This is a genomic window from uncultured Vibrio sp., from assembly GCF_947488985.1.
In the GTDB taxonomy this organism is placed as follows: Bacteria; Pseudomonadota; Gammaproteobacteria; order Enterobacterales; family Vibrionaceae; genus Vibrio.
The window spans coordinates 1-7,934 of the sequence record NZ_CANLBV010000124.1 but is presented as its reverse complement, the minus strand read 5'-3'; the positions used below and the strand labels follow the sequence as shown (position 1 = coordinate 7,934).

The 7,934-nt window shown below is 45.0% G+C and carries 7 protein-coding genes and 1 pseudogene; 4 read left to right on the top strand and 4 right to left on the bottom strand.

The window, feature by feature from the left end:
* The first annotated feature begins 251 nt into the window (after positions 1-251).
* A complete protein-coding gene (gene purU / locus Q1A70_RS17965) occupies positions 252-1,085 on the top strand; it encodes a formyltetrahydrofolate deformylase (protein WP_299694853.1) in 834 nt (277 codons plus the stop codon).
* A 92-nt stretch (positions 1,086-1,177) separates the two neighbouring features.
* On the opposite strand, the gene Q1A70_RS17960 is transcribed toward purU, so the two are convergent.
* Positions 1,178-1,774, bottom strand: coding sequence for a VOC family protein (locus Q1A70_RS17960; protein WP_299694850.1), 597 nt, complete (start codon positions 1,772-1,774; stop codon positions 1,178-1,180).
* A gap of 273 nt (positions 1,775-2,047) precedes the next feature.
* Between Q1A70_RS17960 and argS the strand changes: the two genes are divergently transcribed.
* Positions 2,048-3,781 carry an arginine--tRNA ligase gene (argS, locus tag Q1A70_RS17955; RefSeq protein WP_299694847.1) on the top strand — a complete coding sequence of 578 codons (1,734 nt, stop codon included), beginning with the start codon at positions 2,048-2,050 and terminating at the stop codon, positions 3,779-3,781.
* Positions 3,782-3,919: 138 nt separating this feature from the next.
* Positions 3,920-4,348: an HIT domain-containing protein gene (locus Q1A70_RS17950; protein WP_299694844.1), complete on the top strand. Its 429-nt coding sequence runs from the start codon at positions 3,920-3,922 to the stop codon at positions 4,346-4,348.
* Positions 4,349-4,479: 131 nt separating this feature from the next.
* On the opposite strand, the gene Q1A70_RS17945 is transcribed toward Q1A70_RS17950, so the two are convergent.
* From Q1A70_RS17945 to Q1A70_RS17935, 3 genes are read right to left on the bottom strand one after another with little or no spacing between them, the layout of a single operon-like run.
* Positions 4,480-4,710: a FeoC-like transcriptional regulator gene (locus Q1A70_RS17945; protein WP_299694841.1), complete on the bottom strand. Its 231-nt coding sequence runs from the start codon at positions 4,708-4,710 to the stop codon at positions 4,480-4,482.
* Positions 4,707-6,980 (bottom strand): Fe(2+) transporter permease subunit FeoB, encoded by a 2,274-nt coding sequence (gene feoB, locus Q1A70_RS17940; protein ID WP_299694838.1) that lies wholly within the window; start codon positions 6,978-6,980, stop codon positions 4,707-4,709. The genes Q1A70_RS17945 and feoB overlap by 4 nt, the downstream gene beginning before the upstream one ends.
* Entirely contained in the window at positions 6,981-7,202 is a 222-nt protein-coding gene (locus Q1A70_RS17935; RefSeq protein WP_299694835.1) for a FeoA family protein, read from the bottom strand.
* Positions 7,203-7,737: 535 nt separating this feature from the next.
* Here Q1A70_RS17935 and Q1A70_RS17930 point away from each other — a divergent pair.
* Positions 7,738-7,863 (top strand): annotated as a pseudogene (locus Q1A70_RS17930) (IS66 family insertion sequence element accessory protein TnpB); the annotation flags it as partial.
* Between the last annotated feature and the right edge of the window lie 71 nt (positions 7,864-7,934).

The following is a 7,934-nucleotide window of genomic DNA, read 5'->3' as shown; positions in this document are numbered from 1 at the left end:
TCAGTGTAATTATCATAGTTCGTAGCATGATCCTGATTTTACTAAAAATCAAGCACCTTCAATGAGTACGGGTATAGGAACTGGATATTTCCATATCAAACAATATATCAATGCGATAAATGAACAGCAGAATTTGTTGAAACCAAGTTGATAATAGATTAATTATAACGGGGATATTGCGGCTCAGTTCACCGTTCGACGGACTGCATTTAATTTGAATACTAAAAGAATTTCATGGAAATAAGATGCAAATGGAAAGAAAAACATTACTCACACATTGTACTGATGCCCCAGGCCTCATCTCAAAAATCACCAACATTTGTTACAAACACCAACTCAATATTGTGCACAACAATGAGTTCGTCGATAACACCAGTGGTCACTTTTTTATGCGCACCGAGCTTGAGGGGTATTTCAATGACGAAACCTTTCTTGCCGATCTAGATCAAGCTCTGCCAGACAACGCAAAGCGTGAGCTAGTCGGCTCTTCTCGCAAACGAGTTGTGGTACTGGTCACCAAAGAGGCGCACTGCTTGGGTGATATTCTGATGAAGAATTTCGATGGTAGCTTAGATGTCGAGATCGCGGCGGTGGTAGGTAACTATGATACGCTACAAAGCCTCACCGAGCGTTTTGATATCCCTTACCACCATGTGTCTCATGTCGGGCTAAATCGTGAAGAGCATGAGCAAAAAATGCTGGAAGTGATTGATCAGTACCAAGCCGACTATCTCGTTCTAGCGAAGTACATGCGAGTACTTACCCCTGGATTTGTTGAAAAGTACAACCATAAGATAATCAACATTCACCACAGCTTCTTGCCTGCATTCATTGGTGCTAAACCTTATCAGCAAGCTTACGAACGCGGCGTGAAAATCATTGGCGCAACGGCGCACTTCGTCACTAACGACCTCGATGAGGGGCCAATCATTAAGCAAGATGTTATCCCCGTAGATCACAACTTCAGCGCCAAAGACATGGCACAAGCCGGGCGTGATGTCGAAAAAAATGTACTGAGTAAAGCCCTAAACAAGGTGGTTAACGATCACGTGTTTGTTTACGGTAACAAGACGGTGATTCTGTAAGTCGAATATTGGGGTCGATTTCCAATCAGAAATAAAAACGCGCAATAGGGTAAACCATTGCGCGTTTTTAGTATCTGATTGTCAGACTCAAATTACGCCCGTTCCGATTCCACAATACGCTTAAGCGAATGTGGGTGTAACTTAATACAGACCCCTTGATGCTTAAAAGCCAGCGTCGGGTTGTTCAAACGCTCGCCCTCACCTTTCGGGCTAGAGAGCTTAGTTGTAATCCCTTGCTCCGCCAAATTGTCAAACTTCGCGGCAAACTGGGGATATGTCGCTTTAAGATCCGCGAGATATTCATCCGCCGTTTGCGCGTGAGAAGGGATCACAAACTCAACATGTTCCCAGTCTTGGCTTGGATACATCTTGCCCTCTGCTGGATACGGCAGCTCTAAGCACTCAATCTTCCAACCAAGACTTTGCAAAGGTTCATCAAAAGCCAACACTACAATTGGCCGACCATTAATCATCGCTTGTGAGATCGTAGAACCGTATTCTGACCATGCCTGATGCGCGGACTTCGCAAGCTCAGTGTCATTAATCCTAAGCGCAATATGATCCGCTTGAGCAAAGCTTAAATCCAAACCCAATGTATTTCCTAGGGTGTCAATTTTCGCCATGAAGCTATCAAGGCGCGCAATCATTTGTTGTGGTTCGAGTTCGGCTTGTTTGAGGCTCATCATCATTGTCTATGTTGTCCATATAATGAGGGCATGTTATCAGTTTTACTTGCTGCAACAAGCACTGCTTATACAAAAACCCCTCATGAAATGTTTATTTTCTATCAATTCGACCTATAAGAAACCTCACAAAATTGGTATGATTACCGCCATTTTTGTGAACTTAAACAGAGTCTGTTGTTCATTTCATCATTAAGTCATTCGCTGGCAACATAACTGGCCGTGTATGACGACGAAATAACGACCACTCTCATCATCCTTGAATTGAAGGAAACGCGTGTGAATATCCAAGCACTTATTAATGACAAAGTATCTCAGGCTCTAGAAGCCGCTGGCGCACCTGCAGGCTCTCCGGCTGCTGTTCGCCAATCAGCAAAACCACAATTTGGTGACTACCAAGCAAACGGCGTGATGGGTGTTGCTAAACGACTAGGCACTAACCCACGAGAATTTGCTCAAAAAGTATTGGACGTTCTAAACCTAGACGGTATCGCTTCTAAAGTTGAAATCGCTGGTCCAGGTTTCCTAAACATCTTCCTAGATGAAGCTTTCCTAGCACAACAAGCAGACGCAGCACTGGCAGATTCTCGCCTTGGTGTTGCAGTCGCAGAAACCCAAACCATTGTGGCAGATTACTCTGCGCCAAACGTTGCGAAAGAGATGCACGTTGGTCACCTACGTTCAACGATCATTGGTGACGCGGTTGTTCGTACTCTTGAATTCCTAGGCCACAACGTTATCCGTGCTAACCACATCGGTGACTGGGGTACTCAATTCGGTATGCTTATCGCAAACCTTGAGCGCGTTCAGGCTGAGTCTGGCGAAGTTTCAATGGAGCTTGCTGACCTTGAAGGCTTCTACCGTGAGTCTAAAAAGCTTTACGATGAAGACGAAGAGTTCGCAGTTAAAGCACGTGGCTACGTTGTTAAACTGCAAAGCGGCGACGAGTTCTGTGCAGAGATGTGGAAGAAGCTTGTTGACGTAACAATGATTCAAAACCAACGCAACTACGATCGTCTAAACGTGTCGCTAACACGTGATGACGTAATGGGCGAAAGCATGTACAACAACATGCTACCGACTATCGTTGCCGACCTAAAAGAGCAAGGTCTTGCGAAAGAAGATGACGGCGCACAGGTGGTCTTCCTAGACGAATACAAAAACAAAGATGGCGACCCTATGGGCGTTATCATCCAGAAACGTGACGGCGGCTTCCTTTACACAACCACGGATATCGCTTGTGCAAAATACCGTTTTGAAGAGCTAGGTGCAGACCGCGTTCTTTACTTCATCGACTCACGTCAACACCAGCACCTAATGCAAGCTTGGACTATCGTTCGTAAAGCAGGTTACATCCCAGAATCTGTTTCTCTTGAGCACCACGCGTTCGGCATGATGCTAGGTAAAGATGGTAAGCCATTCAAGACACGTGCAGGTGGTACGGTTCGTCTTGCAGATCTTCTTGATGAAGCAGAAGTTCGTGCAGCACAGCTGATCGAATCTAAGAACCCAGAACTAGCAGAAGACGAGAAGAAAGCGATCGCGAACACGGTTGCAATGGCAGCGGTTAAGTACGCAGACCTTTCTAAGCACCGTACTACTGACTACGTGTTCGATTGGGACAACATGCTTGCGTTCGAAGGTAATACAGCACCGTACATGCAGTACGCGTACACTCGTGTTGCTTCTGTATTCGCTAAAGCAGGCGTCTCTATGGACTCTCTTGAAGGTGAAATCAAAATCACTGAAGAGAAAGAGAAAGCGCTTATCGCGAAACTTCTACAATTTGAAGAAGCGGTACAGTCTGTTGCTCGTGAAGGTCAACCACACATCATGTGTAGCTACCTATTCGAACTAGCGGGTCAATTCTCTAGCTTTTACGAAGCGTGCCCTATCCTAGTGGCTGAAGACGAAGCTGTTAAGCAGAGCCGTCTCAAGCTTGCTGCACTAACAGCGAAGACAATCAAGCAAGGTCTATCTCTTCTAGGTATCGACACTCTAGAGCGCATGTAAGCGATTCGAGATTCGAGATTCGAGATTCGAGATTCGAGATTCGAGATTCGAGATAATTAGAAAGGTTGGCGTGAAAGCGTCAACCTTTTGTTTTATCTGACGTATACTGATTCAAACACTATCAATGGGAAGACAACAATGAGCTTTGAACTTCACCCACAATTAGCCAAAGACACCACCGTTATTGGCGAATTCCCACTGAGCCTTGCGCTACTCAGCAAAGACAGTGCTGTGCCTTGGGTTATCTTGGTGCCCAAGCGGGCTAACCTCAAAGAGCTGCATCATTTACCAATGAAAGAGCAGCAACAGTTATTGCTAGAATCTCAAGCGGTCAGCCAAGCGCTAGAAGCAACCTTCCAACCGGATAAGCTCAACCTAGGTGCGCTAGGTAACATGGTGCCACAACTGCACATCCACCATATTGCACGCTTTAAAGATGACATCGCTTGGCCCGGCCCAGTATGGGGGAACACCAAAGGCGAACAGCGCACTGAACAAGAGCAAGCCGCCATTCATACTCGCATTCAAAATGTTCTATCACTGAGTTCTATCTTCAAGAAAGCATAATTCGAATTGGTTTCGTTGAGCTTAAAGCAAAACTCTTAAGAAAAGATACATAATAAAAAGCCGCTCATCTTAGACAAGCGGCTTTCTATTTTCTAATCTCGCCTTTTTCAACGAAAATATTAAGACTTGAACTACATCATCACGTTAAGCGACAAACCATCTTGCTTGCTGATGGTGTAACGAATACGCGTAGTGTGACCATGTTGGTTGGTATCGACCAAGCGAGATATTTTCCCTTTCTTAACCCATACACTCAACATCGCATCGACGCCGTCTTCGCTGATGCCAAACTTAGACGCCAGTTCCTTGCGCGCCGCCATGCCATGACTATCAATGTATCGATGAAGTTCAGTTAAGATCATACAACTTGCACCTCGAGTTCTTTTTGTTTATTACCGAGTTTCTTAAAGACACGATACGTCACCACAAACCCACCAGCGATAGCGACCATCCACACAGCACTCGTCGCTGGATGAGCAGCAAAATTGGCTGCCTGATAGTAGAAGGTTGCGCCGAAGTAACCAAGCGCCATTGTCCACACCGCAATAAAGCGTGCAAATGCCTTGCCGAACTCACGAACATAAGCACCGATAGCCGCAACACAAGGCGTATAAAGCAGAATAAAAATCAAGTAAGCAAATGCAGCGTGACCAGATACAAACTTGTCTTTCAAATTACCAAAGATAGAGGTATCGACTTCTTGGTCAGCAGCCACAGAGTTAGAGTCAGACAAGTCACCAACGTCAACACCCAATGGATCTGAATAGCTCAACCCCGCTAGGTTTTCAGGGATCGTCATCACCGCATCTTGCAAACTTGCTGCTAAGTCAAACTCAGCCGCTTCTTCGTCTGAAGGTGTCGCGTACAAGCTATTTAACGTACCTACAACCGCTTCTTTAGCGAAAATACCGGTAATGATACCCACCGTTGCTGGCCAGTTATCTTCTGTAATACCGATAGGTTGGAAGACTGGAGTAACAACTTGAGCAGCCTTAGACAATACCGAGTTATGACTGTCTTCGTTGCCAAAGCTTCCGTCGGTACCTAACGAATTAAGGAAGCTAAGAACCGCTACAACCATCACGATGGTTTTACCTGCCCCCAGTACAAAACGCTTCAGCTTCTGCCACGTTTTCAGCATCACGTTTTGCATAGTCGGCAACTCGTAATCCGGCATTTCCATGACTAAGCTATCACTGCTACCAGGGTAGAGAGTGCTCTTAAGAAATAGCCCCGTAAAAACAGAAGCGGCTATACCCAAAATGTACAATGCAAATACCACGTTTTGCCCTGCGCCTGGGAAGAAGGCTGCTGCGAACAATGCATAGACAGGTAAACGCGCACCACATGACATGAATGGCGCCATAGAGGCAGCTAGCTTACGCTCACGCTCCTGGTCAAGAGTACGAGTAGCCATGATTGACGGTACGTTACAGCCAAAACCAAGAACTAACGGTACAAATGCTTTGCCCGGCAGACCAATCTTTTGCATCACTTTATCAAGCACAAATGCCGCTCGAGCCATGTAACCCGAACTTTCTAGTACCGCTAAGAAGAGATAAAGTGCTGCAATAACCGGAATAAAGGTCGCCACCGTTTGAATACCACCGCCAATACCATCGGCAAGTATCGTGACTAACCAAACTGGTAAATGACCATCGAGTAAGTGGTGTCCACCATCAACTAATATGGCCCCAACACTAATATCAAAGAAGTCGATAAACGCACTGCCGATATTGATAGAGAACATAAACATTAAGTACATGACAACGAAGAAGAAAGGGATGCCGACCCATTTATTCAAAATAAATTGGTCCGCTTTTTCTGTGAAATTGCGGCTTAGTTTGCCCTCACTGCGACGAACACGTTTACAAAGGTCATGCAAAAACGAATATTTTGCATCAGCGACAGCAAGATCGATATCAAATTCAGCACCAAGACGCACATTGTCAATTTGAGAGCGAGTTTGCGGAGCCAAACCATTTAACACTAAGTAATCATTTTCGAGTGCTCGAATTGCCAACGCTCGTTCAGAAACATGGGCATCATCAAATTGCGACGCTACCGAGGGAATAAGCGCTTCTAGGGCTGCGTCATAATCGATGGAAATAGGATCAAGGCTCACACCTTGAACCAGAAGCTTATGCAGACGCTCTTTAAAACGAGCCACTTGCCCTTTATCATGCGCAGATAAGCTCATTACGGGACAACCGAGCTCTTTCTCTAGCACTTTAAGGTTAACCACCTGACGTTCGCGCTTTAATACGTCCATTTTGTTCAATACCACAATCATTGGGCGACCCAATTCACGTAGCTGCAATGTCATGTATAAGCTTCGTTCTAGGCAGCTGGCATCGACAACATTGATAATAACATCAGCTGGGTGAGTCAAAACAGCGCGCGAGGCGATGGACTCATCGATACTGTTGGCATCATTACCGCTGTCTAAGGCATAGATGCCCGGTAAATCCGTTAACTGGAACTGATCGCCAGCGTGCGAGTATAAACCCGTTTTCTTTTCTACGGTTACCCCAACCCAGTTACCCACGTGCTGCTTGGCACCTGTCAGTGCGTTAAACAGTGTTGTTTTACCACTATTCGGGTTACCTACGGTAAGAACTTGATAATCCATTTAGACAACCTCGATTTGCTCAGCAATGCTTTCACGAATGGCGATAGAAACCCCTCTCACCTCAACTTGAATCGGATCCCCCATCGGTGCGCGGCGGATAAGCGTCACCTCGGTTTTTGGCAACATACCCATCACCATAAGTTTTTTTCTAACTTCGGGCGTTAAACCTGTAAGTGCAACAATAGAAGCCGCTTTTCCTTGGTCGAGTTGTGAGAGTTTCATAAATACCCAATTCGTGATTGATAATGAGAAAGATTGTTATTAACTGTAGAATACACATACATACCCTTGATTCTATTGTGTGAAATCAAAGTTTTCGAAAATACGCACCCGTCACTTTCGTTAAAAACGGCGACGTTAAAAACGTTATTTCCAAAACAAAACGAGAACTACATCACTATTAAAAAATCAACCACACAATGTTAAACCAAATAAAATCAAACACTTAAGATTATGTCGGATTTTTCATAGGCATCTGTCGTTAATTTTATAAGTAAAAAAAGTCACTCAACGTATAGTTATCTCACTTGAAGAGAAACTCCTTCTCTTTAGTGAAATACCAGAGGTGATATGGCTTGCCATATTACTCAGGCAGCAAGCGAAGGTGTCATTGGCACCCGTGGCATAGCCCCCCTCCGACTATGCCACGACATTTTTTTCTTCCCTTTGTTTTATCCATACACGCGCCATAAACCCTGTATTCTAATCACATAGCACGAAGAATAAGATCAAGTCTCCAACCATGAGGAGATTTGAAATGGGAAAACGACGCACCAATCAAGAATGGAGAATGCTTATCGAACAATCTGAATCGAGTTCACTGTCGACACTCGCGTCTTGTAAGCTCAATGAACTTAACCCCTCAACGTTCTATGCCAAGCGCTGGCTAAAATCCAGAAGCTCTATGGGATAGAATCCCGCTTAAAAGGTGCGTCTCTCGAGACACGAAAAGCA

Coding starts and splice junctions, on each gene's coding strand:
- purU (WP_299694853.1), top strand. CDS start 252: ATGGAAAGAAAAACATTACTCACACATTGTACTGATGCCCCAGGCCTC.
- Q1A70_RS17960 (WP_299694850.1), bottom strand. CDS start 1,774: ATGATGATGAGCCTCAAACAAGCCGAACTCGAACCACAACAAATGATT.
- Q1A70_RS17950 (WP_299694844.1), top strand. CDS start 3,920: ATGAGCTTTGAACTTCACCCACAATTAGCCAAAGACACCACCGTTATT.
- Q1A70_RS17945 (WP_299694841.1), bottom strand. CDS start 4,710: ATGATCTTAACTGAACTTCATCGATACATTGATAGTCATGGCATGGCG.
- feoB (WP_299694838.1), bottom strand. CDS start 6,980: ATGGATTATCAAGTTCTTACCGTAGGTAACCCGAATAGTGGTAAAACA.
- Q1A70_RS17935 (WP_299694835.1), bottom strand. CDS start 7,202: ATGAAACTCTCACAACTCGACCAAGGAAAAGCGGCTTCTATTGTTGCA.